We start from the raw sequence: 23,691 nt of genomic DNA on the forward strand, positions 1-23,691 counted from the left end.
AACCATCCCCGCACGGGATGCGGTTCGAACGTCCACATACGGCCAGCATCGCAGGTCCGTCACCGACCGCGCGCAACGCGCGGCCCCACCTTCACCCGCAACGGGAGAGACCGTCATGCACGCACCCCTGCCCACCCACCCGCTCACCGGCGCCCTGGCGCTGGGCTGGCGCAAGGCCCGCCCCGGCGAGGACGACGGCGAGCTGTACCCGATCTGGCCCGTGCTCGGCGCCGCACCGGGCGACGACGAGGACGACGAGGACCAGGACGAGGAGGGCACCGGCGACAACGGCGAGGGCGACGAGGACGACGACGCCGGCGACGGAGACGACGAGGGCGGCGACGGGGACGAAGAGGACGACGACGCCGACCCCGAGGGCGCCGACCAGCTCGGTGATCCGGGCAAGAAGGCGCTCGCCCGGATGAAGGAGAAGCTCAAGGCCGAGCGGGCGCGCCGCCGCCAGGCCGAGGAGCGTGCGAACAAGGGTGCCAGCGATGACGCTGTCGCCAAGGCGACCGCAGCCGCAACGGCCGCGGCGAACACCCGCATCATCAAGGCCGAGATCCGCGCGGCCGCCGCGAAGAAGCTGGCGGACCCGCGCGACGCGCTGAAGTTCCTCGACCTCGGCCAGTTCGAGGTCGACGAGGACGGCGAGGTCGACGCCGACGAGATCGCAGACGCGATCGAGGATCTGATCAAGGAAAAGCCCTACCTGGCAGCCGCAACGGGTCGCAGGTTCCAGGGCTCCGGCGACGGTGGCGCCCAGCGCAAGGCGGGCCGGCCGAAGCAGCTCACCCAGAGCGACCTCAAGAAGATGACCCCGGACCAGATCGTCAAGGCGCAGAACGAAGGGCGCCTGGATGACCTGCTGGGGTCTGGCTGACAGGAGAACACCCCATGTCCATCCGCCGTTTCGTGCCCGAGGTCTGGTCGGCACGCCTGCTCGTCGCCTGGCGCAAGGAGCTGGTGTACGCCGGGCCGACCGTGGTCAACCGCGACTACGAGGGCGAGATCGCAGAGGCGGGCGACACCGTCCGCATCACGTCGATCTCCCGCCCGACCATCGGCACCTACGTGCCGAACACCACGGTCATCGTCCCCGAGGAGCTGACCGACGCCCAGCGCACGCTGGTCATCGACCAGTCCAAGTACTGGGCGTTCAAGGTCGACGACGTCGACAAGCGGCAGGCCAAGGGCAGCGTCATGCCGCAGGCCATGAGCGAGGCCGCGCACGCCCTGGCCGACGAGACCGACCGTTACGTGGCCGGCTTCTACACCGGGGCCGTGCCCGCGAACACGCTCGGCTCCACCGGCGCCCCGATCAACGTGCACACCGCGCCGGGCGACTTCTACAGCAAGGTGCTCGTGCCGCTGCGCACCAAGCTGAAGCGCGCGAACGCGCCGACCGCGGGCCGGTACTGCATCGTCCCGCCCGAGGGCTACGCCTCCCTGCTGCTGGACGAGCGGTTCACCGACTACGGCAAGAGCGGGCAGACGGACGCGCTGCGCAACGGCGCCGTCGGCCGCGCGGCCGGATTCGAGATCTACGAGTCGAACAACGCTCCCGAGCCGACCGCGGGCGTGCACGTCGTCCAGGCCGGCGTCAACGGCGCGATCTCCTTCGCCGAGCAGATCAACAAGACCGAGGCCTACCGGCCGGAGTCGTCGTTCAGCGACGCCGTCAAGGGCCTGGCCCTGTACGGCGCGAAGCTGATCCGTCCCGAGGGCATCGCCATCGCCTACATCGACGCCACCCCCTGACCCTGGAGAGGACTGATCATCATGGCGCGCACTGCTGTCGCCTACTCCAACCTGCTCCCCAACGCCAACGTGGCCGATACCGCGCTGACGGCGGTGGCCCTCAACCCCGGCACGAACAACGGCCACCGCATCGCCTCGGCCGAGCCGGAGCGCACGGTGCTTCGGGTCGTCGTCGGAGCGACCGGCGGGAACGTCACCATCAAGGCGGGCGCCAACCCGCCCGCCATCGCCGCGGCGATGGGCGACCTGGTCGTCAACGTCGCCGCGAACACCACCCAGTGGCTCGGCCCGTTCGAGTCGGGCCGCTTCATCCAGAACGACGGCAGCATGCTCGTCGACGTCGCCGCCGCGGTGGTGCCCGGCACGATCACCGCCCTGCGCATCCCGAAGGCGGTCTGACCGTGGCACAGAGCATCCACGTCCGCGGCGAAGGCGGGCAGATCATCAAGATGGACCTGCCGCTGCCCGAGCCCATCCAGGACCGCCTCACCCGGGGCCTGCTCCGCCGGGTCAACGCCGACGGCAGCCCCTACACCGGCAACGTCCCGGAGCCCACGCCCGAGGTGCACGTCACCGGCAGCGCGGCCGCGTCCAGCGCACTGACCGAGGGCCGCACCCCACGCCCGGCCGCGAACGCCCGCAAGGCCGAATGGGTCGGCTGGGCGGTCGGGGTGCACGGCATGGCCCCCGAGGACGCGGACGCCATGACCAAGCAGGACTTGATGGACCTGCCCGAGCTGCCCCAACAGCCGGTCGTGCCCGAGCTGCCCAGCGAGCAGACCCCGGACACCACGCCGGGCGGCGCCGACGGGCGGCCGGCCGAGGACGCCGACAAGTCCGAGTGGATCGCCTACGTCGTGCGCCGCGGGCTGCTCTCCGCCGACGACGCGGCGAACTACACCCGGGACGACCTGATCGACCTGGCGAGCTGACGGGAGGCCACCGTGGCACTTGATCCCTTGGCGACGGTGGCCGACCTCGAGGCCCGCGGCGTGACCGTCGACCCGTCCGAGACGGCGATCGTCGGCATCTACCTGGCGGAGGCCTCCACCGCCGTGCGCGAGGCGGCCGGCGTGCCCATCAGCCAGACCACCTCGACCGTTGACCTCGAGGGCCCGGACGACTCGCAGTGGCTGACGCTGCCCGGGCCGCCGATCCAGGCCGTGAGCGCGGTCGAGATCGACGGCCAGGCCGTCACCGACTGGCGGCTGCGCTCACACCGCCTGTGGCGGGCCGGCGGCTGGAGCACCGGCTACGGCCCGTCGGAGGTCACCGTCACCCAGTTGCACGGCCTGCCGGACGTCCCCGAGGACATCGTGGGCCTGGTGTGCCGGATCGCGGCCGCCGTCCTCGTCCACTTCCGGGCCCAGCCCGGCGGCGAGGGCCTCGCAGCCAAGGACATCCGGTCCGAGCGGATCGGCGACTACGCCGTGCAGTACGGCGACGGCGGACGCATCACCGAAATCGAGCTGCCCGAGTACCTGCGCGAGCAGCTCGCCGCCCGCTTCGGCGGCGGCGCCGAGATGGTGAAGTCCCGGTGAGCCGCGTCGGGCGCCTGCTCAACACGAGTGTGCCGGTGTGGCGGGCCACCACCGTCGACGACGGCGGAGGCGGCCAGGAAACCACCTGGGCGCACGCGAGCACCCCGCGCGCGCGTCGCTCGCAGCCCTCCGCGCGCGAGCGGCAGGCCGCCGACCAGTCCGGCGCCGAGCTCGACGAGACCTGGTACTTCCACCCCACCGCCGATGTGCGCCGCGGCGACGAGCTGCGGCCGCCCGGGCGGGTGCTGGAGGTCTTCGCCGTGTTCGAGCCGTCCGAGCCCGGCACCTACCTGCGGGCGGACTGCACCGTCCGCCAGCCCACCACCGGAAGCTGAGGAACCACCATGGCCATCCTGCCCGCGCAGAGGCTGCCCCTGTCCGGGCTGCAGCCCACCTACGCCAACGCCGCCGGCGGCGGCGACCAGGCCCCCGTCGGGGAGAAGCTGGTGCTGCACGTCCGCAACGGCGACGCCACCTCCAAGACCGTCACCATCGCCACCCCCGGCACGGTCGGCGACCTGGCCGTAGCCGACGCGGCGCAGACCATCCCCGCCTCCGGCTCGGCGTTCATCCCGCTGAAGTCGGCGTTCCGGGACCCGATGACGGGCCGGGCCTCGATCAGCTACAGCGCGGTCACGTCCGTCACCGTGGCCGTCCTGCAGCTGCCCTGAAGCCGTGGCCCGCCGTTCCCGTCTTGACGGCCTGCAGGACGCTCTGCGGGCCATCGAGCGGATCCCGCACGCGATGAACGAGGCGCGCACCGAGACCCTGCACGAGTGGTCCGGGGCCGTGCTCGCCACCGCCGAGGACCGGGTGCCGCGCGACAAGGGCAACCTGTGGCAGGCCCTGGAGGAACGCGTCAACGACCACTTCGGCCGCGCCGAGGTCGGCGTGTGGGACCCGGCCCAGCTGGAGTACGCGATGTACGTGGAGAAGGGCACCAGCAAGATGGACGACCAGCCCTACCTGGTGCCCGCGTTCAACGAGCACCGCGCGCAGGTCACCCGCACCTACCGGGCCGCGTTCCGCCGGCACATGGGCAGCGGCTCATGACGGTCGCCCTGTGGCCCCTGCAGCTGGCCGTCGTCGGGAAGCTGCGCGCGCACGCCCCGCTCACGGCGCTCGTCTCCGGCGTCTACGACGAGGTGCCCGAGCAGGTCGCCCACCCCTACGTATCGCTCGGGTCGATCACGGAGAACGTGGACGACGCCCACAACCAGCGCGGCCTGGAGGCCTCCGTCGTGCTGCACGTGTGGTCCAAGTACCGCGGCTTCAAGCAGGCCGCGGACATCCTCGCCGAGCTCGACGCCGCACTGGACCGCCAGCCGCTCACCGTGGCCGGCTTCCGCGACGTGTCGATCGCGCACCAGCAGCACACCGAGCTGCGCGACCCCGACCCCGACATCAGGCACATCAACGTCAGCTATCGCGTGTGGCTGACCAAGGCGTAAGGAGGACAGGCCCATGGCTGGTCTGGACGCTTTCGGTACCCAGCTGCAGCGCGGCGACGGTGCCACTCCCGGTGAGACGTTCACGGCGATCGCGAACGTCACCGACATCACCCCGCCCGGCCTGGAGCGGGAGACCCTCGACGTCACCTCGCACGGCTCCCCGGACGCCTGGCGGGAGTTCATCGGCGGCCTGAAGGACGGCGGCGAGGTCGAGATCGAGATCAACTACGACCCGCGCGAACACGACGCCCTGGTCGCCGACTTCGAGGACGACGAGCCCCGCTCCTACAAGGTCGTCTGGCCGAAGAACCTCGGCGACTGGGCGTTCAAGGCTGTGCTGACGAACTTCGAGCCGGAGGCGCCGCACGACGACAAGCTGGCCGCGTCGCTGACCTTCAAGGTGAGCGGCAAGCCCGAGATCACCACCGGTGCCTGATGACGCGCATCGTCTACGAGCCGGACTTCTGGCCGCATGTCTGCGTCACAGGGCAGCGAGAAGAGCTGTGCGAGTGGCTGCGGGCCAACGGCATCGCTCCCGAAGACGTGTCGATCGGCGAAGAGATCACCATCGAGCCACTCACATTCGGTGGTGATCAAGTCATCCGCTACACCGCTCACCTGCGGAACGCCGACGGTCACAAGTACCTCGACGAGGCCACCGGCGAGGCCGCTCAAGAGGAGCGGGTTGTGCCGCTCGTCGCCGATCCCCCGCCGCACTGGCACATCAAGGAGACCGACCGATGACGTACCTGTCCGCAGAGCAGATCCTGGGCGCCGACGACCTCGCCTACGAGGACGTGCCCGTGCCCGAGTGGGGCGGCACCGTGCGCGTGCGGGAGCTGCCCGGCACCGAGCGGGACAAGTTCGAGGCGCAGTTCGTCGGCAAGGACGGCGCCTCCGTGCGGTCCGAGGGCCTGGAAGGCTTCAGGGCCCGGCTCGCCGCCGCGTCCATCGTCGACGAGAACGGCAAGCCTCTGTTCCGCTCGCCGGCCGAGACCAAGCGGCTGGGGGAGAAGTCGGGTCGCGCGCTGCAGCGCGTGTGTGAAGTCGCCACCCGCCTGTCGCAGATGTCCGAGGAGGACATCAAGGAGCTGACGGGAAACTGAGGGCGCGGCCAGAGCGGCAGTTCTACTTCCGCCTGGCCGCGCACCTCGGCATGACCGTGCGCCGCCTGCTCGCCGAGACCGGCTCTGCCGAGCTCACCGAGTGGATGGCCTACGAGAAGCTCACCGGCCCCCTCGGCGGGGCCCGCGGTGACGTCCAGGCCGCGCTGATCGCCTCCGTCATCGCCAGCGTGAACCGCGGCAAGGGCCAGCGCGCCCCCACGATCGCGGACTTCATGCCCCGCTGGGACCGCACCAAGGTCCGCAAGTCCCCGGAAGAGCTGTTCCGCATGGCTCAGATGGCCAACGCCGCCCTCGGCGGCAGCTTCAACTCCACAACTCCATAGCGACTTCGAGGGGGTGATGGCCTTGGCCACGCTCGCCTCGATGACGGTCCGCCTGGGCATCGACACCGACGCCCTGCGCGAGGGCGTCGACAGCGCCAAGGCCAAGCTGGCCGGGCTCGGCAAGGCGGTGGCCGGCCTCGGTGTCGGTGTGCCGGTCGCCGCGGCGGTCGCGGCCGGCGTGGGCGGCATGGCGGCCGCGTTCGCCTCCGCCGGCGTCGCGGCGAAGGCCTTCCAGCTGGCGGTCGGGCCGCAGATGCAGTCCGTCCAGGACGCCGCCACGCTCGCCGAGGAGGCGGAGAAGGCCGCGGCCGCCGGCGCCGAGGACGCCGCTGAGAAGCAGAAGGCCTACACCGACGCCCTCGCACAGATGCCCCCGCACACACGCGCGATGGCCAAGGAGTTCATCGGGCTGAAGAACGACCACCAGAAGTGGTCCGACTCGCTGTCGAGCTCGACCATGCCCGTGTACACCAAGGGCTTGCAGGTCGTGCGGCGGCTGCTGCCGCTGCTCACCCCGTTCGTCAAGGAGGCGTCCAAGGCGTTCGGCGAGTTCGTCGACGAGATCGACCGCGGCACCAAGGGCAAGGGCCTGGAGTCGTTCGCGAAGTCGATGGCCAAGGTCGCCGGGCGGAACCTCAAGAGCTTCCTGTTCGGGCTGAAGAACATCGCCGTCGGTATCGGCGGCATCATCAAGGCCTTCCTGCCCATGTCGGACGAGATGTCCGGCGGGTTCGAGTCCTCCACCGCGGCGTTCGCCAAGTGGGGGCAGGGCCTGAGCAACAGCGAGGGGTTCGCCCAGTTCGTGGCCCTGGCCCGGCAGGGCGCCCAGACGCTGGGCACGCTCGCCCAGGCCGCGCTGAAGCTGATCGTGGCGCTGGCGCCGCTCGTCGGGATCGCGGCGACGGTGGCCCTGTGGCTGGCGAAGATCATTAACGCGCTGCCGCCCGAGGCGGTCACGGTGCTGGCCACCGCGATCCTGGGCGCGGTCGTCGCCTTCAAGGCGTTCGCCGCCGCTTCGGCGGCCGTGGAGACGGCCTCGGACCTGATGGACTCCCGCCTTGGGCGGGTCGCCCGCCGGTGGGTGACCACCGCGGCGACGGCCGTCAAGTCCGGCGCCCGCATCGCCGCCTCCGCGGTGGCGAACGCCGCGCGTACCGCGGCCGCGTGGACGGGCGCGGCCCTGCGCGCGATGGCCCGCTTCGCCGCGCAGATGATCCGCACCGCCGCGATCGCCATCGCGCAGTTCGTGCGGATGGCCGCCCGGGCGGTGATCTGGGCGGCGACCATGGCCGCGCAGTGGCTGATCGCCATGGGCCCCATCGGCTGGGTCATCGGCATCGTCATCGCCCTGGTCGCGCTGGTCATCGCCAACTGGGACAAGGTCAAGGCCTACACGTCGGCCGCCTGGAACTGGGCCCTGAACCAGATCAAGGCCGCCGTGAACGGGATCCTCATCGGCGTCGAGTGGCTCTCCCGGATCCCCGGCAAGATCGCCGCGTGGTTCGGGCAGGCCAAGGACGCCGCGATCAGCCGGGCGCTCGCCCTGGTCGCGTGGATGATCGGCCTGCCCGGGCGCGTGAACAGCGCTCTGGCCGGGCTGCTCGGCGTCCTGCGCCAGCGGGCCTCGACCGCCTTCCAGGCGCTGCGGGATACGGCCGTGCAGAAGGCGCTCGGCCTGCTGGCGTGGATGCGCGGCCTGCCCGGGCGGCTGCTCTCGGCGATCGGCAACCTCAACCGGCTCCTGGTCGGCGCCGGCCGCGCCCTGATCCAGGGCCTGATCAACGGCATCACCGGGATGGTCGGCGCCCTGAAGGGCAAGCTGTCGTCGATCACCGGGATGCTGCCGGACTGGAAGGGCCCCATGCGGGTCGACATGCGCATCCTCGCCCCGTCCGGCGCCGCGCTCATGTCCGGGTTCATGGACGGCATCGCCGCCCAGACACCGGCCCTGCGCGACCAGCTGCAGGGCATCACCGGGTCCCTCCCCGGCATGACCGCCGACGTCACCCCGACCGGAGTGCGCCGCGCGGCCGCCGCGAGCCGCGACGTGACGGTGCGGTTCGTTGGCTCCGAAGACGACTTCAACCGGTTCCTGCGCCGCTCCGTCGTCGTCCTCGGCGGCGGCAACGTGCAGCGGGCCTACGGGCAAGGAAGGTGACGGGTGGACATCACCACCGAGCTGAACCTGGGCGGCATCTGGACCGACATCAGCGCCGACGTGCGCACCGAGTCGGACATGCAGGGCACCCGCGGCCTGTCCTCGTGGGCGTCGGAGGCGGACCCGTCGAAGTACGTGTTCGCCCTGAACAACCGGCACGGCAAGTACAGCCCCAGGAACCCGGTCTCGCCGTACTACCGGCTGCTGTCGCGCAACACCCCCATCCGCATCTCCGTGCCGTCGCCGACCAGCCATCTGGAGATCTACGACGCGACCGGCACGGTGACCACCCCGCACAGCGCCCAGGTGGACATCGCCGGCGACCTGGACGTGCGGCTGGAGGCCGACGCCAACCTCTCCAGCGCCACGGCGAACCAGACGTTCTTCGGCAAGTGGTCCGCCAACCCGGCCGAGCAGCAGTGGCTGGTGCGCGTCTACGACGGGCTGATCCGCTTCGCGTGGGTGACCTCCACCGGGTTCGTCGCCCAGGCGTGGCAGACCATCGCCGCCTACGGCGGCCGCATCCTGCGGGTCACCCTGGACGCCGACAACGGCGACGGCGCCAGCGTCGCGCAGTTCTGGCAGGGCGAGTCCTGGGACGGGCCGTGGACGTCGACGAGCGAGCCGCTCGTCGCGGCCGGCTACACCGGGGTCAGGCCGACGACGGCCGGGCCCCTGGCCATCGGCGTGTCCCAGCCGGAGACCACCCCGCCGCGGACCCCGTTCCTCGGCTACGGCTACCGCTTCCAGCTCCGCCGCGGCATCAAGGGCCTCATCGTCGCGGACGCCGCCTTCACCGGACTGGCGCCCGGCACCACCTCGTTCACCGACGCGGCCGGGAACCTGTGGACCGTGTCCGGCGGGGCGGCCGTCGTGGCCCGCAACTACCGCTTCCACGGCGAGGTGTCGGAGTGGCCGGCCGAGACCGACGAGTCCGACACCGACAGCATCGTCAGCATCACCGCGCAGTCGCTGAAGCGGCGCCTGGACTCCGGCCGTGACCCGCTCACGTCCATCCTGGCCCGCCGCGTGCCCAGCTACCGGCCGCGCGCCTACTGGCCCCTGGAGGAAGGCGCGGCCGCGACCCAGGCGTACAGCCCCCTCGAGGGGGTGACGCCGATGAGCGCGCTGAACATGCAGTTCGCACAGGAGTCGTCGCTGCCGTCGTCGGCCGCGCTGCCGACGGTGAGCACCCAGAACGGGGCCGTCACCTCGCGGCTGTCCGGGCAGGTCCCCGCGGGCGGGTCGGCCACCGCCTGGTCGGTGTACTGGCTGTACCGGCTGGGCAGCCAGCCCAGCGAGTTCGCCTCCTACATGTCGATCGAGACCACCGGCACCGTGCGCGGCTGGCGTATCCAGATCAAGGACACCGGCAGCCGCATCATGGGCTACAACGCGGACGGTGTCGCGGTCGTCTCGCAGCTGGTCGCCACCGGGCCGGACCTGTTCAACCAGTGGGTGCTGTGCCGCTTCTACGTCCAGCAGGTGGGCGGCAACGTCACCTGGCGCATCTCGTGGCAGGACGTCGGCGGCGACGCCGGCGGCTTCAGCGACTCCTTCGCGGGGACCGCGGGCCGGGTCACCTCCGTGGGCTCCCCGCCCAACGGCTGGCACCAGCAGATGGACGGCCTGGCCCTCGGCCACATCTCCGTGTGGGACGCCATCAGCACCGACGCCTACACCGACCCCAACTCCCTGGGCAACATGCTGCTCGGCTACACCGGCGAGTTCACCTCCGACCGCCTTACCCGCCTGGCCAAGGAGAACGACGTCCCCCTCGCCTGGCGCGGGAAGCGGTACGCCGGCGAGCGGATCGGGCCGCAGCCGGTGGACACGTTCCTGACCGCGCTGCGCGAGGCGGCGGACGCCGACGGCGGGATCCTGCTGGACCAGCGCGACCGCAACGGGTTCCTCTACCTGTCCCCGTCCGCGCTGCAGAACCAGACCCCGAAGCTGGTCCTGGACTACACCCAGCCCGGGCACGTGGTGGGCGCCTTCAGCCCGGTCGACGACGACTCCGCGCTGGAGAACGACTCCACGGTGCAGCGGGAGGGCGGCTCGTCGGGCCGCTACGAGAAGACCAGCGGGTCGCTGAACGTGAACCCGCCCGAGCTCGACGAGGACGGGGTGGGCCGGTACGCCAAGAGCGTCACCCTCAGCCTGTACTCGGACGAGCAGTGCGAGGGCCTGGCCGCCTGGCGCGTCCACCTGGGCACCTGGGACGAAGCCCGCTTCCCGACCCTGACGGTGGACGCCCGGGCCATCGTCGACCAGGTCCCGGAGGTCGCCGAGCTGGACGTGGGTCGCGTCATCAAGCTGACGAACGTCCCCACGAAGTACTCGTTCAACGACCTGTACCTGCTCGTCATGGGCTACACCGAGGTCCTGAGCCAGTTCCGGTGGCAGATCACGTTCAACTGCGTGCCCTACGGGCCGTGGATGACGGCCGTCGTCGGCGAGGCCCGGGCCGATACCTCCGGCAGCACGCTGGCGGTGCCGGCCACCGCCACCGCCACCACGCTGCAGGTCGTCAACGAGGGGGCACCGTGGGCCCGGTCGGCCGACTACCCCGGCGACTTCCCCATGGACATCCTCGTCGACGGCGAGCGCATGACCCTCACCGGCGTCTCGGGCGCCCGGGAGGACTCCTTCGCGCGCACGGTGGCGGGCGGCTGGGGAACGATGGACACCGGGCAGGCGTGGACCGTCACCGGCGCGGCCGCCGACTACGCCGTCAGCGGCGGCTACGGCTCGGCCACCCAGCCGGCCACCGGCATCGCCCACCTCACGCACACCCCCGCCCCGTCGGCCGACGTCGACGTCTACGTGGACGTCGCCACGTCCGTCCTGGCGGCCGGGTCGTCGCTGTACGCGGGCCCGTATGTGCGGGCCACCGGGAACGTCGACTTCTACATGGCCCGCCTGGACTTCACCACGAGCGCGGGGATCGTCCTGACGCTGCGGCGGCGGGCGGCCAACGTGGAGACCCAGCTCGGCTCGTACACCACGGGCCTGACCCACACCGCGGGCACCTGGTACCGGGTGCGGCTGCAGGCCATCGGCAGCGCCATCAAGGCCAAGGTGTGGCCCGCGAGCCAGCCAGAGCCCCGGGCCTGGCACATCGAAGTCACCGACACCGTGCTGACGGCGGCCGCCACCGTCGGCACCCGCTCCTTCGCCAACACCGGCAGCACGGCGGTGAACCCGCAGCTGCGGTTCCGCCGGTTCCGTGTCGCCGCCCCGCAGGCGTTCACCGTCGTCCGCTCCGTCAACGGCGTCGTCAAGGCGCAGCCCGCAGGCGCGCGGGTGTCGCTGTTCCACATGCCGTTCACGGCACTCACCGAGTAAGGAGGCGCCCGTGAAGTGGCTCAACGGGCTGAAGATCACCCCCGAGCGGCTGATGGACAACACCGCCGACGAGGTCATCACCTCGGGCCTGGTCGTGCCGTCCGGCTGGGCGGTGTCGTCCTTCCAGGGCACCCGCGTGCACGGCGTCACCGAGGTCGACATCTTCATCACCCGCACCGGTGCGGACATCACCGAGTCGTCGGCGGGGTCGGGCAACATCGCGGGCGATCCGCTGCTGTGCACGCTGCCCTCCGGCTGGGCCCCGCCCCGCCCGGTGAACACCACCTGGGGCAACGGCTCCACCGACGGCGAGGCGACCATCGTCACCTCCGGCGAGGTGAACCTGCGCTCCATCTCCGGCTCCGGGACGATCGCCACCGGCACCAACGTCCGCGTCACCTCGATGTGGATCAGCGAGACCCCGGGCGGCTACTCCCACGACGAGACCACCGACATCACGACGTACACCGAGGCCGGCCTGTTCTGGGTCACCGGCGCGGCGGGTGACGGCGTCTCGGACGACGGCTGGGCGATCCAGGCCCAGCTGGACGCCGCGCACGCGGCCGGAGGCGGCACCGTCGTCATCCCCGGCGGCCGCACCTACGGCGTCTCCACCTTCCTGGTGGTGTACGACAACACGACGATCTGGGCCTACGGCGCGACCATCAAGGCGATCGGCAACAGCGGGTTGCTGCGGAACTTCCGCAGCGACGAGTCGTTCGGCGGCTACTCCGGGCACTCACACATCCAGATCCTGGGCGGCACCTGGGACGGCAACGCCGCCGACGCCGGCGTGGGCACGGTGACCGCTACGACGAACGTCATGGGGTTCATCCACTGCGAGGACATCACCGTCCGGGACGCCACCATCACCAACGTCTCGTCCGCACACGGCCTGGAGTTCAACAGCACGGCCCGCGGCCGCGCCATCAACTGCAGGTTCCTCGGCTACAAGGACAACAGCGGTGACGGCAGCCGCGACTTCAGCGAGGCGATCCAGATCGACATGGCCGTCTCCGGCTCCGCGGCGATCGGCCTGTTCGACAACACCCCGTCCAAGGACATCCTGATCCAGGGCTGCCAGGTCGGCGCCTCCAGCAGGCTCGGCTCCTTCGGCCGCGGCTTCGGCTCGCACATGCTGCGCTCCGGCGTCTACTACTACGGCATCCAGATCATCGGCAACCGCATCGAGGGCACCCGCCAACAGGGCATCTACGGCTTCGGCTGGCGCCGCGCGGTCATCGCCGACAACGTGATCAACGGCTCCGGCCTCTCGGGCATTCAGCTGTCCCGCCCCGACCCGGCCGGGCCCGGCCCGAGCGAGGGCTTCACCGTCAACGGCCGGAACATCAGCATCACCGGCAACACGGTGGAGGGCGCCAAGGACGCCAGCGGCATCAGGGTGTACGGCGCGGCGGGCGGCACCTACGACCAGGTCGTCATCGCCGGAAACTCGGTGCTGGGCTTCAACACGGACACGTCCAACGGCATCCACGTCGAGTACTGCTCGCGGCCGAACGTCACCGGCAACACGATCTCCGGCACCCAGTCCACCGGCATCGTCGTCTTCAACAGCGACGGCGCGCACGTCGGCTCCAACACGATCCGCTCCGTCGGGTCGAACGGCGTCAACGTCACGGGCTGCGTCGGGGCGAACATCACCGGCAACACCATCGACGGCACCACCGCCAACCACGGCATCTTCCTGGCCACGTCCAGCAAGTTCAACGTCCAGGGCAACTGGATCCAGTCCGCGGCCGCAGCCGGCATCCGCCTCAGCGACGGCGCCCAGGACGGCAGCGTGGTCGGCAACCGGATCATCAAGGGCACCGGCACCAACGGCATCACCGTCAGCGCCGTGACCGCCGGGGACAACGTCGTGGCGAACAACGACCTGACCAACGGCGGCTGGGCCGTCGCCACAGCCCTGATCTTCAGCACCGCCGCCATCACGGCCTACACCGGCGGCACGACGTCGCCGGGCGCCAACCTCGTCTCCTGACCGCGCCCACCCCGCTCGCCCCGCGCCCGCCGGCCGGGGCCTTTCTCATGCCCTGGAGGCCTGATGGACACCGCAGGACGCCATCCCAGCACCGTGCAGGCAGTGCGCGGCCTGGCCTACGACCACCTCCCGCACCGGCTGCAGGTCGTCTCCAAGCCGTTCCACGACCTGGTCACCGAGATGCTGCGCATGCTCCCGGACGACCCGGAACTGACGGCCGCCATCCGCAAGATCCGCGAGGCGAAGGACTGCTGCGTCCTGCTCGCCGTCCTGGACGACCGGGCCGCTGACGAGGGGAGGCCGCTCAATGGCTAACCCACTGAGTGCCGACCGACTGGTCGCCGCGCTGCGCGCCGAGGGCTGCACCGTCCGCGAGGTGCCCGGCTGGCGCACGAACAACCGCAACCATCGGGGGCCGTGGGGCCCGGTGCACGGTGTGCAGATCCATCACACCGTCACCGGCCCGGGCACGGACGTGGTCGGGCTCATCTTCCGCGGTCACAGCACTCTGCCGGGCCCGCTCGCCACCGGCTGCATCACCAAGGACGGCGTGGTCCATCTCACCGGCAACGGCCGCGCCAACCACGCCGGGGGCGGCGACCTGGCCGTGCTGCAGGCCGTCATCGGCGAGTCCTACAAGACCCGCCCGCCGGCGCCGCGGGAGCACGACGGCTCGGGCGGCGCGGTCGACGGCAACGCCCGCTTCTACGGCTGGGAGTGCGAGAACAAGGGCGACGGCCGCGACCCGTGGCCGCGCGTGCAGTACGAGGCCATGGTGCGGGCCACGGCCGCGGTCTGCCGCGCGCACGGCTGGAACGCCAAGAGCGCCATCGGGCATCTGGAGTGGTCGGACTGGAAGGTCGACCCGCGCGGCATCGACATGGCCGCCTTCCGCCGCGACGTCGACGAGCTCCTGGCGCACGAGCCCGGCTGGTCGCCCAGCATCACGTACACCGTCGCCCCGGGGGACACCCTGTGGTCCATCGCGGCCAGCAAGTTGGGCGACGGCAACCGGTGGCGCGAGATCGCCACCCTGAACGCCCTGAAGCGGCCGGACGACATCACGCCCGGCCAAGAGCTCACCCTCCCCAAGAAGTGAGGTAACCCCATGGCTGGACCCATCGAGAAGAAGGTCACCGCCGCGACCGCCGCGGCGTACGTCGGCAGCACCGGCCTGCTCGCCTCGCTGGAGGCAGTCCAGGACCATGCCGAGCTGGTCGGGTGGATGCCCCCGGTCCTGGCCCCGTTCGTCCTCGCCCTGGTCCCGGCCGCCATCGCGTTCGTATCGGGCTGGGCGGCCAAGCACACCCCGCGCACCGACGAGGACCTGGTGCGCGCCGCGCGCCGGCACGGCCAGTAAGGGGGCCACCGTTGGACGCCACCACCCTCGGGAGTCTGCTCGTCGGGCTCGGCGCGGTCGTCGGCGCGGTGGTGGCGTACCTCGGTAAGAGGAGCGAGAACGCACTCACCGGCTACTCCTCGCTCACCAACGACCTGCAGGAAGAACGCGAAACTCTCAAGACGGATCTTGCGGCGGCCAAGGCGGAACGCGACGCCGTCAAGGCAGAGCTCGCGGCCGCCAGGGCGGAGCTCGCCGCCCTCAACACCAGGTTGGCCGAGCAGGCCGCCCTGCGCGCGGCGGACCAGGCGGAGATCGCCCGGCTGCGCGCCCTGATCGTCCACCTCGGAGGAGAGCCGTGACCCGTGCCGAGCGCACCCTGGCCCGCCGCTGGCGCAGCGTCCTGCTCGTGTGCACGCTCGTGGCGCTGAGCGGTGCGGTGCTGATCATCTGGGCCCGTATCGATCAGGAGGCGGCGCGGGCGGAGCGGCTCGCCGCGGAGGCTGACCGGCGTGGTGAGGCGGTCAGTACGCTCGCGACGGATGTGCGGCTGCTGCGGGCCCAGGTCAAGAAGGAGGGTGGGACGCCGGCGGCGCCGGACCCGGCCGACGCGGTCGATGATCTCCCGGCGCGGGCGGAGGTGCCGGTGCCGATCCCGGGGCCGCCGGGGGAGCCTGGGCCGTCCGGGCGCCCCGGCCGCGACGGCAAGAACGGCAGCAACGGCAGTGACGGCGAGGCCGGCGTCCCGGGGCGGGACGGGGCGCCCGGCGAGCCCGGGGAGGCCGGGAAGGACGGCGCCCCGGGCGCGGCCGGCCCTCAGGGCGAGCCGGGGCCGCGCGGTGAACAGGGACCTCAAGGCGAGCAGGGGCCGCGCGGCGAGCAGGGCCCGCAGGGCGAACCCGGACCGCGCGGCGAGCAAGGTCCGCCTGGCCCGGACTGCCCCGAGGGGTACAGCCTGCAGGCGCCTTCCTGGGACCCGGACGCGCTGGTCTGCAGACGCGATGGAGCCCCCGACCCCGAGCCCTCCCCGAGCCCCTCGCCCGGGCCGCTCGCTGCAGGCCTTGAGCCGTACCGACGGCAGTACCCGTGAACACAGAGCGCCCCCTGTGCGGCCCGCATCCGGGCCGTACAGGGGGCGTTGTCGTGCGTCCGGGTCAGCGCAGGGACTCGATGGCCCGCAGGACGAGTTCGCGGGCCTGCGCCCCGTACACGGCCATGCTCCGCAGTTCCTCGAAGGCCTTGACGTACAGGGCGACCTCGGAGGGCTGGGTGACGTTCACTTCCGCCGACAGCAACTCGACGGAGACGAGCATGTCGTCGTGGACGTCGAAGGTCTCCTGTGGCCAGAGTGCACGTTCTGGGGTGGACGTCGGGATGATGCCGAGCGAGACACTGGGCAGGGCGCCGGCGGTCATCAGGTAGCCGAGCTGGGCAGCCATCGCGTCCGTATCGCCCAGCTGGTAATGGAGCACCGCTTCCTCGATGACGAACACGAAGCGGTGGCCTGCCTCGTGGATGATCTGGGAGCGGCGCACGCGAGCTGCGGCCGCCTCCTGTCCGTCATCCGGGATGCCGAGGAGGCGGGCGTTCGTGCTCAACAGTGCGCGGGCGTAACCCTCGGTCTGCAGCAGCCCCGGAACCAGGACGGGCGAGTAGACGCGCAGCAGCTCGGTTGACCGGTACAGCTCGACGTAGCTGTCCTGCAGGCGGGCCAGGCCGGAGCGTACCCGGTCGCGCCACTCCCGGTAGAGGGACTCGGCGTGTTGCGACGCAGCGATCAGGTCGTCGGCCTTCTTGGGGGCTCTCGTGGCTTCGCACCACTTGCGAATGTCTGTGGGCGAGGGCGGGGTGCGGGCGTTCTCGATGCGGCTCGTCTTGGCGTGGTGCCAGCCGCACTGAGAGGCCAGCTCAGTGACCGTCATGCCGGCGTTTCTCCTCAGGTCGCGCAGCTGGCGCGCCACGTTTTCGCGGGCGGCTTGCGCTGAGGACGACGGAGATATGGTCATGAGCTGGCCGTGGTGCTTTCTGTCAGTGGATCTTGTACTCGTCGTGCGGGATGGCGCGGCGCCAGACTGCTTCGAAGGCGGCAGAGCACTGCTTGACGATGGCCGGTTCGGTTCGCAGCTCCATGTGCGGGTCCGTCCAGTCGCCTGCCCCGTTGAAGTGGTTGAACAGGACCTTGGAGCCGTCGAAGATCCACAGGTCCGCGCCGGGCACCATGAGATCGGCGGCGCGCGTGCGGGGCAACCAGCGCACTTGCTCGCCAGCCTGCACGTTCACGGTGGTGCCGGCGTGCTCGTACCTGATGTAGTCGGTGACAGGCTCTGAGACGATCCGGGCTCGCCGTACGTCGACCCCCTTGGCGACTGCCTTGGAGATCATGTCGACCCACGGGGCCCAGTACTCCGAGGCCGGGTCGGTGTCCCTTTGGCCGGTGCGCAGCCAGGTGGCGTAGTCGTCGGCCTCGTCTCCGACTGCGTACTGGTCGCGCATCTCGAGGTGGACCGCCGAGTGCTGTGCGGCCTCGAACAGTTCGTCAAAGCTGAGCTCGTTCTGCGGCATCGCAGGCCTCCCTCAGGATCGGGATGCAGCGGGCGGGAATCCGGATCACGCTCTCGTGGGCGGGGATGCCTGGGGTATGCCCGGGCGCGGGGTTCTGCTCACACTGCGCCTGCGTCTCCTCATCGGCCGTGTAGCTCTGCAGCACGATGTCCGCACTGCTCAGGTCCACCCAGGCCGTGGGGGACCCGTTCTTCCCGGTATCCGGGTCGATCCCGATGAACTGTAGGTCCATGGTCACCTTCTTCGTTGGCGGCGTGCACCGATGTGCACCAACCTGACGGCCTGGCGCGAGCCGGTCAAGGGCGCGAACCAGACGCGACCATTCACCCTACGCTTCGTGCACATTCATGCACATTGCTAGCTGTGCTGCACAACGTGCTCCTAGCGTCACTACCAGCAACGACACGCAGCTCTGCCCCTGCACAACACGTCACGGCGCCGGGTAGAGCCCTGTCCCTGGAGGCGCGACGATGCCCGCCAACCCCCCGAAGCGCGCCCTGCGTTCGGTCCCGTACGACACATCAGTGCAGCGTGAAGCGTGCGAAGAGTGGCTGCTGTCCGCGCACCCCACGCCGAGCGACGCCCGGGCGGAGTGGGACGGTGCGGGGGTGGCTGTGCTGCCCCTCGGGACACAGCTCGCCGCCGTCCGCATCCCCCGCACGGTGGTGCTGAACTCCATCCGTCTCGAGACGGCGCACAACGGCACCCTGGACCGGTTCCTGGCCGAGATGCTGTGGGACGGCCCCGTCATCTGCGACCAGCACGCACAGCGGTACTACGCGCTCGTGCCCGCCGACACCCCCCTGGTGTGGACCGCAGCAGCTGCGGAGTGGCCCCGGCTGGGCGTGGAGATCCTCGGCAACGACTGGCACCTGGGCGTGCCGCGCCTGCCTGCCGAGGATTGGATCGGCCCGCGCTCCGCCTCGTACTGGTCCGTCCCCATGAGACGCCCGGGCGAGCTGTGCGAACCGATCGCCGTGGCACGCCTCATCGCCACCGCCGTCCAGTTCAAGCGGCGGCTCGCGAGCGTGAACCCGAAGGGATGACCGCGCCTTCGCCTGTGCCGGGCTCGCTGTCTGCTGAATGCCAGTTGGCGACACGGCCCGGCTACCGGGGCCTGCACCGCGAGTGCCGCCAGACCGCCGACATCCCGCTCCCGCACGCCAGCGGCATCCTCCTCCAGCCGCGCTGCAGCTGCACCTGCCACCGCGGCCAACCTGGCCGATAAGACCCCCGCCCCGGTGATCACCCCTGGACAGGTCGAGCGCCGGGGCGGGTCGCACCACCCGTCAAGCCGATGACCGGCTTCGACCGAAGCCAGCTGCCCCGCAGAAGGGGCCCAGTCATGCGGCTCACCATGAACGAGCTGAGGAACGCCGGCGGCGAGGACGACGACTTCGAACCGATCGTCCCCCGGCCGGAAGACGACCCGCCCACCCCCTCGGAGTGACACATGGCCTCGAGCAGCCGGAACCGCATCCCCACGCAGCGCGACATCGCGCACGACGACTACGTCACGGACACCAGCCACGGACGGCGGTACTGCCCACAGCACCGGTCGCAGCAGATGATCCCTATCGGCTGGGCGAACGCCTGCCCGCTGGACCACGGCGACAGGGAGCACGAGCGCGGCACCGCCTGGTAGGGCCTCTGACCGCCCCGTCTGCCTGCCCCCCCCCGTGGCAGGTGGGCGGGGCTTCACTCGCCGAGGAGCTCGGCGAGCGGCACGCCCAGGACGCGGGCGATCCGCAGTAGGGACGCCAGGGTGGGGTTGGCCTGGCCCGCTTCGATCGCCTGCAGCGTGCGGCGGTCGATGCCGGCGGTGAGGTGCACTGCCTCTTGTGTCAGGTTCCGCCGCAGCCGCTCGGCCCGGATCCTCCCTCCGACGGCCTGCTGCCGGGCTCGGATCCAGTCGTCGTCATCAGGCGGGTCATGAGGCACTCGACAAACCTCGAACCAGCCCGCCAGGGAGTCAGCGTATTAGATTCCGCTTTTTATGATCTTGAAAGCGAGGGCTCTGACCTGCGACTCGTTACGCCGCGTGTCCATGTCGAGTGACTATGTGGCCGTTTCGGCAAGGATCTTTCGCGCCAGTTTGATGGACGCGTGCATAGGGCACTGGCACAATCAGTCACCATGCACGGACGGCCGGTGAGCGTTTGCGGCGGAAGGAGGCGCATGGATCAGCTGCGACAACTCGGTGATCGGCTGGACGTCATAGAGGTCGCGCTTTCCGTGGCCCTCGGAGAGCCGGAGCCGGAGCATCGAGGGCGCATGCTGGATGCCCTCAACGCCGCCACCGAAGCGGTGCGAGCGGAGCATCGGGACGCGGAGGCGATCGCGGAGAAACGTTCCTCTCTGCGTCTCATCTACTCGTCCCAGCGTCATCCCGGTTGGGAGACCCCAGCGGCCGCCTCAGGACCCGCACGCTGGACGGATCAAAGCCCGGGCCGCGCTGCGCAGTCGGCAGGATGACGACCCGGAACAGGTCCTTCACCACGGTGGTACGCAAGTCGATCGGCAAGTCAGACCACTCCTCGCGACTCATGCCCACCATGCGCGTCAGCCGGCGGAACTTCGCCGATGTCGCGATCTGGGACCGCAGCTCAGCGATCTTCCGGTCGAACGACGCCAGCGACAGCAGCGCCAAAGTGGCGTCGACGTCCGGGTGGTCGGCCAGGTGCTCGATCTCCTTGCGGGTCGTCTCACGGCGCTGCTCCAGCGCTGTGATCTGCGTCTGCAGCTCAGCGCTCCCCGCGTCGTTGATCGCGCGATCGAGTTCGCTGGCGAGCTCTTGGCTCTGCAGCAGCCGCAGGACCCTGCCCTCGACGTACGCGTCCAGGAGCGCCTGGTTACGCCCCACACCACGGCACGACGGGCAGTAGTAGAGCCGCGAGACCTTCCGGTTGCGCCCCCCGGACGGCTTGCATCGCACGGTGTGGTGGGGGCCAGCGCACCCATCGCCGCCGCACGCGGCCGGCCCTGAGCCCGCAGGAGCTCCTCTGTGGCACCGATAGCACTCGCCGACCCCGGTCAGCAGGTGCCGCCGCTCACGGCCCTGATACGGGCTCTCGGCGGCGTTCTGGCGGTACAAGGCCCGCACGGCCTCCCAGGCCTCCACCGACAGCGCGCCCTTCCACGTCGCCGGGTGCAGCGAACCGTCGTGCTGGATGAGGCCGGCCGTCCGCGGGTTCAGCATGACGTTACGCCAGGACTTCGCGGTCCACAGGTTCCCCTCGGTCGTTCGGGCGCCCGAAGAGTTCAGCCACCTCACCACGCCACCCTGACTCATGCCCGCCAGCAGCCGCTCGGCGCCGCCCTTGATGAACTTGATCTCCTCCGGACGCGGCTGGGTGGTGTCGAACACAGGCACGGTGATCGTCTCGCCCGTTGCGCGGTCGGTCTTGGTCCTCGTGCCCGACTCAACGCCCCACCCGTACGGCCGCTTCCCACCCGCGGTGCCCGGCAGCCCCTTGGCGACGCGGGACTTCACCCCCCGTGTCACGCGACGGCTGATGTTGTCGGACTCCCGGCACGCCTGCGCCGCCTCAATGCGCAGGATGAACCGGTCATCCGGGCTGTCCAGGTTGCGCGTGCCCGAGGGCGAGGCGATGCGGAGCCCTTTCGACTCAGCGATGTTAATCAGCATCTCCAGATCGAACGGCTGCCGGATCAGCCGGTCGCCGTGATACACGATGACCGCGTCGATCTCACCCGCCTCGATAGCGCGGAGCATCGCGTCCCAGGCGGGCCGCTTCCGGGCCCGCTGCCACGCCGAGCGGGAGTTGTCCGGGAAGACGTGCGCGTTGGACACCGGCCAACCCAGACGCGCGGCAAGCTCGCGGCAGTCCGCTTCCTGCCGCTCCACCTTCTCGAGCGATCCGTCGGGAGCGTACGACAGCCGGCAGTAGATGCCAGCCCGCTGCGGCTTTTTCAGCATGAGGGGGAGTGTAGGTGCATAGCAGAGGTTGAGTCATCTGCTGGCCGCGTTGAACACCGGCCACGAGGGCGGCTGCGGGACGGTGCACGCCAACGCCGCCGCCCAGGTGCCGGCCCGGCTGGAGGCGCTCGGCACGGCTGCCGGGCTCGACCGGGCCGCACTGCACAGCCAGGTGGCGGCCGCCCTGTCCGTGGTGCTGCACCTCGTGCGCGACCGGTCGGGGCGGCGGCGGATCGCCGAGGTGCACGTGCTGGAGCGGGACCCCTCGGGCCTGGTGCGGACGGTGCCGGCGCTGCGGTGGGGGGAGCCGGCCTTCGTGCGGGAGCGGGGCTGGGAGCGGCTGCGGGGGCTGCTTCGAGGTGAGGGCGACGGGCTGTGTGAGTCCGGGACGAAGGAGGTGGGTCATGACGGGGACGGCTGAGATGTCCCTGGGCGCGGCCGTGGCGTGCATGGGAGCGGTGGTGTGGCTGCTGGGCGAGCGGGACGCGACGGCCCGTCGGGCGCGCCTGTTGCTCGCGGGCGGCGGAGCCGCCGGGAGCGGGCGGCCGTACGGACGGAGGTGGACGGCCGGGGCACTGCGCAGGGCCCGCGGGCGGCTGCCGGCCGAGTGGTGGTCACCGGTGGCCGGGCTGGTGCTGGCGGTGCTCGGGGCGTCGGTGCTGCCGCTCCTGCTGGGAGCGGCCGGGGTACCGCTGCTGCGCCGGGCCCGGCTGGCCTCGCGGGCCCGGCGGGACCGGGAGGTGCGGGCCGACGCGGTGATCGCGTTGTGCGGGGCGCTGGCCGGAGAGGTACGGGCCGGACGCCAGCCGGGTGAGGCACTGCTGCGGGCCGCGCGGGACTGCGGAGGCCTGGCGGAGACGCGGGCGACGGTCCTGGCGGCGGCGCGGTTCGGAGGTGACGTGCCGGACGCGCTCGCCACGGCGGCGCGTCAGCCGGGCGCCGAAGGGCTGCGGGGACTCGCGGCGTGCTGGCGGGTGGCCGTGGACCAGGGCGCCGGGCTCGCGGCCGGACTCGACCGGCTGGCCACCGCACTGCGCGCCGAGCGGGACCAGCGCTCCGACCTGAGAGCGCAGTTGGCGGGCGCCCGGGCCACGGCGGTGATGCTCGCCGGCCTGCCGGCCCTGGGCCTGCTCATCGGCACCACCCTCGGGGCCGACCCCCTCCACGTCCTGCTGCACACCCCGGCGGGCCTGGGCTGCCTGCTCGTCGGAGGGGCCCTGGAGGCCTCGGGGGTGTGGTGGGTGCTGCGGATCGTGCGCGGAGCGGAGGAGGCGGTGTGAGCGGGGAAGTTGTCCACAGGCTGGGGGTGGCGACGGGGATCGTGCTCGGCCTCGGATGGTGGCTGCGGTGGTGCGTGGAGGCACGGCGCCGGCGGGGGATGCGGCGGCGACTGGCGAAGCTGGCGGTCGTGGAGGCGGCTGCTCGTGCCCCGCGCCTGGCCTGGCGCCGGGCGGCGGGCAGCTGGTCGGCCCCCGTGGGCGTGGCCTGCGCCGGGTGGGCGCTGGTCGGCGGCCTCACCGGTGTCGCCGTGGGTGCGGCCGCCGCGGTGGGCGTGTGGCGGTGGCGGCTGCGCCAGGAGACGGCGGCCGGGACGGACCCGGGCGCCCCCGACCTGGCCGAGGCGGCACGGCAACTCCCGCTCGCCGCCGACCTGCTGGCCGCCTGTATCGCGGCGGGTGCCGGGCCGGTGGTCGCGGCACAGGCGGTCGGTGAGGCACTGGGCGGGCCGGTGGGCGACGCCCTGGCCCGGGGCGCGGCGGAGGTACGGCTGGGCGGTGAACCAGGGGCGGCCTGGCGGAGGTTGGCCGGCGTGCCCGGGGCCGGAGGGCTGGCGCGGCTGCTCGAAAGGGCCGACGTGTCGGGGCTGCCCGCCGCCGTGCCGGTCGCACGGCTCGCCGCCGAGGCCCGTGCCGACTGGGGCCGGGCCGCGACGGCCAGGGCCCGCCGGGCGGGCGTCGTGGTCAGCGCGCCGGTCGGGCTGTGTTTCCTGCCCGCGTTCATCGCGGTCGGGGTGCTGCCCGTGGTGATCGGGCTCGCGGGCGGGGTGCTCGGAGGGGGTGGCGGCTAGACGCGCAGGGAGAGCAAGCGGCGGAAGCAAGTAAGCGACGGAAACAAATAAGCAGCGTCCGACAGAGGTTC

General features: G+C 71.5%; 30 protein-coding genes and 1 pseudogene. 26 read left to right on the top strand and 5 right to left on the bottom strand.

The features are described from left to right. The first annotated feature begins 115 nt into the window (after window positions 1–115). The 21 genes from ACPXCS_RS06205 to ACPXCS_RS06305 all read left to right on the top strand — a co-directional run bounded on the left by ACPXCS_RS06205 (window position 116) and on the right by ACPXCS_RS06305 (window position 16,140). Window positions 116–883 carry a hypothetical protein gene (locus tag ACPXCS_RS06205; protein ID WP_425943735.1) on the top strand — a complete coding sequence of 256 codons (768 nt, stop codon included), beginning with the start codon at window positions 116–118 and terminating at the stop codon, window positions 881–883. A gap of 14 nt (window positions 884–897) precedes the next feature. Then, complete coding sequence (locus ACPXCS_RS06210) at window positions 898–1,761, top strand: phage capsid protein (RefSeq protein ID WP_425943733.1); 864 nt, start codon at window positions 898–900, stop codon at window positions 1,759–1,761. A 21-nt stretch (window positions 1,762–1,782) separates the two neighbouring features. Continuing rightward, on the top strand, window positions 1,783–2,160 hold the full coding sequence (locus ACPXCS_RS06215) for a hypothetical protein (RefSeq protein ID WP_425943731.1): 378 nt from the start codon (window positions 1,783–1,785) through the stop codon (window positions 2,158–2,160). 2 nt (window positions 2,161–2,162) lie between these two features. Then, window positions 2,163–2,693, top strand: coding sequence for a hypothetical protein (locus tag ACPXCS_RS06220; protein WP_425943729.1), 531 nt, complete (start codon window positions 2,163–2,165; stop codon window positions 2,691–2,693). A gap of 12 nt (window positions 2,694–2,705) precedes the next feature. Beyond that, window positions 2,706–3,302, top strand: a complete 597-nt coding sequence (locus ACPXCS_RS06225; RefSeq protein ID WP_425943727.1) for a hypothetical protein — start codon at window positions 2,706–2,708, stop codon at window positions 3,300–3,302. Further along, a complete protein-coding gene (locus ACPXCS_RS06230) occupies window positions 3,299–3,637 on the top strand; it encodes a phage head completion protein (RefSeq protein ID WP_425943724.1) in 339 nt (112 codons plus the stop codon). The genes ACPXCS_RS06225 and ACPXCS_RS06230 overlap by 4 nt, the downstream gene beginning before the upstream one ends. 9 nt (window positions 3,638–3,646) lie before the next feature. Then, a complete protein-coding gene (locus ACPXCS_RS06235) occupies window positions 3,647–3,973 on the top strand; it encodes a hypothetical protein (protein ID WP_425943722.1) in 327 nt (108 codons plus the stop codon). A gap of 4 nt (window positions 3,974–3,977) precedes the next feature. Next, window positions 3,978–4,355: an HK97-gp10 family putative phage morphogenesis protein gene (locus tag ACPXCS_RS06240; RefSeq protein WP_425943720.1), complete on the top strand. Its 378-nt coding sequence runs from the start codon at window positions 3,978–3,980 to the stop codon at window positions 4,353–4,355. Beyond that, complete coding sequence (locus ACPXCS_RS06245; protein WP_425943718.1) at window positions 4,352–4,753, top strand: DUF3168 domain-containing protein; 402 nt, start codon at window positions 4,352–4,354, stop codon at window positions 4,751–4,753. The genes ACPXCS_RS06240 and ACPXCS_RS06245 overlap by 4 nt, the downstream gene beginning before the upstream one ends. Window positions 4,754–4,766: 13 nt before the next feature. Then, on the top strand, window positions 4,767–5,189 hold the full coding sequence (locus tag ACPXCS_RS06250) for a phage tail tube protein (protein WP_425943716.1): 423 nt from the start codon (window positions 4,767–4,769) through the stop codon (window positions 5,187–5,189). After that, window positions 5,189–5,497 (top strand): hypothetical protein, encoded by a 309-nt coding sequence (locus ACPXCS_RS06255; RefSeq protein ID WP_425943714.1) that lies wholly within the window; start codon window positions 5,189–5,191, stop codon window positions 5,495–5,497. Before ACPXCS_RS06250 ends, ACPXCS_RS06255 begins: the two co-directional genes overlap by 1 nt. Beyond that, window positions 5,494–5,859 carry a hypothetical protein gene (locus ACPXCS_RS06260; RefSeq protein ID WP_425943712.1) on the top strand — a complete coding sequence of 122 codons (366 nt, stop codon included), beginning with the start codon at window positions 5,494–5,496 and terminating at the stop codon, window positions 5,857–5,859. Before ACPXCS_RS06255 ends, ACPXCS_RS06260 begins: the two co-directional genes overlap by 4 nt. A gap of 50 nt (window positions 5,860–5,909) precedes the next feature. Next, a complete protein-coding gene (locus ACPXCS_RS06265; protein ID WP_425943710.1) occupies window positions 5,910–6,203 on the top strand; it encodes a phage tail assembly protein T in 294 nt (97 codons plus the stop codon). A 40-nt stretch (window positions 6,204–6,243) separates the two neighbouring features. Continuing rightward, window positions 6,244–8,361 (top strand): hypothetical protein, encoded by a 2,118-nt coding sequence (locus ACPXCS_RS06270; RefSeq protein ID WP_425970908.1) that lies wholly within the window; start codon window positions 6,244–6,246, stop codon window positions 8,359–8,361. A 3-nt stretch (window positions 8,362–8,364) separates the two neighbouring features. Continuing rightward, window positions 8,365–11,709, top strand: coding sequence for a hypothetical protein (locus ACPXCS_RS06275; protein ID WP_425943706.1), 3,345 nt, complete (start codon window positions 8,365–8,367; stop codon window positions 11,707–11,709). 10 nt (window positions 11,710–11,719) lie between these two features. Then, window positions 11,720–13,711 carry a right-handed parallel beta-helix repeat-containing protein gene (locus ACPXCS_RS06280; RefSeq protein WP_425943704.1) on the top strand — a complete coding sequence of 664 codons (1,992 nt, stop codon included), beginning with the start codon at window positions 11,720–11,722 and terminating at the stop codon, window positions 13,709–13,711. Between the two features lie 63 nt (window positions 13,712–13,774). Continuing rightward, complete coding sequence (locus tag ACPXCS_RS06285) at window positions 13,775–14,026, top strand: hypothetical protein (RefSeq protein WP_425943702.1); 252 nt, start codon at window positions 13,775–13,777, stop codon at window positions 14,024–14,026. Beyond that, window positions 14,019–14,810, top strand: coding sequence for a peptidoglycan recognition protein family protein (locus ACPXCS_RS06290; protein ID WP_425943700.1), 792 nt, complete (start codon window positions 14,019–14,021; stop codon window positions 14,808–14,810). Before ACPXCS_RS06285 ends, ACPXCS_RS06290 begins: the two co-directional genes overlap by 8 nt. Before the next feature lie 9 nt (window positions 14,811–14,819). Next, window positions 14,820–15,071 (top strand): holin, encoded by a 252-nt coding sequence (locus ACPXCS_RS06295; protein WP_425943698.1) that lies wholly within the window; start codon window positions 14,820–14,822, stop codon window positions 15,069–15,071. An 11-nt stretch (window positions 15,072–15,082) separates the two neighbouring features. Then, window positions 15,083–15,412 carry a hypothetical protein gene (locus ACPXCS_RS06300; RefSeq protein ID WP_425943696.1) on the top strand — a complete coding sequence of 110 codons (330 nt, stop codon included), beginning with the start codon at window positions 15,083–15,085 and terminating at the stop codon, window positions 15,410–15,412. Next, window positions 15,409–16,140 (top strand): collagen-like protein, encoded by a 732-nt coding sequence (locus tag ACPXCS_RS06305; RefSeq protein ID WP_425943694.1) that lies wholly within the window; start codon window positions 15,409–15,411, stop codon window positions 16,138–16,140. The genes ACPXCS_RS06300 and ACPXCS_RS06305 overlap by 4 nt, the downstream gene beginning before the upstream one ends. A gap of 64 nt (window positions 16,141–16,204) precedes the next feature. On the opposite strand, the gene ACPXCS_RS06310 is transcribed toward ACPXCS_RS06305, so the two are convergent. Genes ACPXCS_RS06310 through ACPXCS_RS06320 form a run of 3 tightly spaced genes read right to left on the bottom strand, consistent with a single transcriptional unit; the run spans window position 16,205 to window position 17,844 of the window. Continuing rightward, window positions 16,205–17,056 (bottom strand): helix-turn-helix domain-containing protein, encoded by an 852-nt coding sequence (locus tag ACPXCS_RS06310; RefSeq protein ID WP_425943692.1) that lies wholly within the window; start codon window positions 17,054–17,056, stop codon window positions 16,205–16,207. A 22-nt stretch (window positions 17,057–17,078) separates the two neighbouring features. Next, entirely contained in the window at window positions 17,079–17,612 is a 534-nt protein-coding gene (locus ACPXCS_RS06315; RefSeq protein ID WP_425943690.1) for a DUF6879 family protein, read from the bottom strand. Continuing rightward, complete coding sequence (locus ACPXCS_RS06320; RefSeq protein ID WP_425943688.1) at window positions 17,587–17,844, bottom strand: hypothetical protein; 258 nt, start codon at window positions 17,842–17,844, stop codon at window positions 17,587–17,589. Before ACPXCS_RS06320 ends, ACPXCS_RS06315 begins: the two co-directional genes overlap by 26 nt. A 292-nt stretch (window positions 17,845–18,136) precedes the next feature. Between ACPXCS_RS06320 and ACPXCS_RS06325 the strand changes: the two genes are divergently transcribed. Both ACPXCS_RS06325 and ACPXCS_RS06330 read left to right on the top strand, forming a co-directional pair. Next, window positions 18,137–18,658 (top strand): hypothetical protein, encoded by a 522-nt coding sequence (locus ACPXCS_RS06325; RefSeq protein WP_425943686.1) that lies wholly within the window; start codon window positions 18,137–18,139, stop codon window positions 18,656–18,658. A gap of 407 nt (window positions 18,659–19,065) precedes the next feature. Next, window positions 19,066–19,257: a hypothetical protein gene (locus ACPXCS_RS06330; protein WP_425943684.1), complete on the top strand. Its 192-nt coding sequence runs from the start codon at window positions 19,066–19,068 to the stop codon at window positions 19,255–19,257. A 53-nt stretch (window positions 19,258–19,310) separates the two neighbouring features. Here the strand turns inward: ACPXCS_RS06330 and ACPXCS_RS06335 are convergent, their stop codons facing one another. Together ACPXCS_RS06335 and ACPXCS_RS06340 are read right to left on the bottom strand one after the other, a co-directional pair. Beyond that, window positions 19,311–19,553: a helix-turn-helix domain-containing protein gene (locus ACPXCS_RS06335; protein ID WP_425943682.1), complete on the bottom strand. Its 243-nt coding sequence runs from the start codon at window positions 19,551–19,553 to the stop codon at window positions 19,311–19,313. A 424-nt stretch (window positions 19,554–19,977) separates the two neighbouring features. Then, on the bottom strand, window positions 19,978–21,552 hold the full coding sequence (locus ACPXCS_RS06340; protein ID WP_425943680.1) for a recombinase family protein: 1,575 nt from the start codon (window positions 21,550–21,552) through the stop codon (window positions 19,978–19,980). A 34-nt stretch (window positions 21,553–21,586) separates the two neighbouring features. On the opposite strand from ACPXCS_RS06340, the pseudogene ACPXCS_RS06345 reads away from it, so the two are divergent. From ACPXCS_RS06345 to ACPXCS_RS06355, 3 genes and pseudogenes are all read left to right on the top strand, one after another. Beyond that, a pseudogene (locus ACPXCS_RS06345) lies at window positions 21,587–21,973 on the top strand (ATPase, T2SS/T4P/T4SS family); the annotation flags it as partial. After that, window positions 21,957–22,832, top strand: a complete 876-nt coding sequence (locus ACPXCS_RS06350; RefSeq protein ID WP_425943678.1) for a type II secretion system F family protein — start codon at window positions 21,957–21,959, stop codon at window positions 22,830–22,832. The pseudogene ACPXCS_RS06345 and the gene ACPXCS_RS06350, both read left to right, overlap by 17 nt. Continuing rightward, entirely contained in the window at window positions 22,829–23,620 is a 792-nt protein-coding gene (locus ACPXCS_RS06355; protein WP_425943676.1) for a type II secretion system F family protein, read from the top strand. Before ACPXCS_RS06350 ends, ACPXCS_RS06355 begins: the two co-directional genes overlap by 4 nt. Window positions 23,621–23,691 lie beyond the last annotated feature (71 nt).

The organism is Streptomyces sp. DT190 (genome assembly GCF_049846985.1).
GTDB lineage: Bacteria > Actinomycetota > Actinomycetes > Streptomycetales > Streptomycetaceae > Streptomyces.